Annotated in this window: 1 protein-coding gene; it reads left to right on the forward strand. The window is 59.3% G+C overall.

Going from position 1 to position 609, the window contains the following annotated elements:
- Positions 1-406: 406 nt before the first annotated feature.
- Positions 407-609 (forward strand): thiamine pyrophosphate-binding protein (locus ACF8RA_RS24630; RefSeq protein WP_249226214.1); only part of this gene is annotated, 203 nt, incomplete at its 3' end.

A 609-nucleotide genomic window follows, 5' to 3' on the forward strand; every position in this document is an offset into this window, starting at 1 on the left:
TGGGCAAAAAACTGGACCTGCTCGAGAGCGGAGATGGCACCGGCTTCGCTGGTGTTCGCGGGTAAACCCGCTCCTACAGCGGCCTGTGTCCACCCCCCGATGTGTGTTTACCACCTATCTGTGTAGGAGCGGGTTTACCCGCGAATACGGTGGCGGCGGCAACGGTGAACGGCAGGTGGAAATTGGCCAGCAGGTCCGGCCCCTTCGCGGGTAAACCCGCTCCTACAGAGGATGGTGCGAAGCCAGGTTAGAATGGCCTCAACGCGGCATTAACGTGACTTTCCCGCACGCCCCCTACGTCAAGACTCTGGTTCGGGGCACTTTTGCTCCTGGACCTGGCGATGCCAGCGTACCGTGCTGCGCATTTCTGGACTTCCCCGTCCCATCACTTGAGGTAGCAAGCAAGATGGCCAAGGCCGCCGATGTCGTTGTGCAATGCCTGGAAAATGAAGGTGTCGAGTATGTATTCGGCATTCCCGGTGAGGAAAACCTCGACCTGCTCGAATCCCTGCGCAAGTCGAAGATCAAGCTGGTACTGACCCGTCATGAGCAGTCTGCAGGTTTCATGGCTGCCACCTACGGTCGCTTGACCGGCAAGACCGGCGTCAG

The organism is Pseudomonas sp. FYR_5 (assembly GCF_043106315.1).
In the GTDB taxonomy this organism is placed as follows: Bacteria; Pseudomonadota; Gammaproteobacteria; order Pseudomonadales; family Pseudomonadaceae; genus Aquipseudomonas; species Aquipseudomonas putida_Y.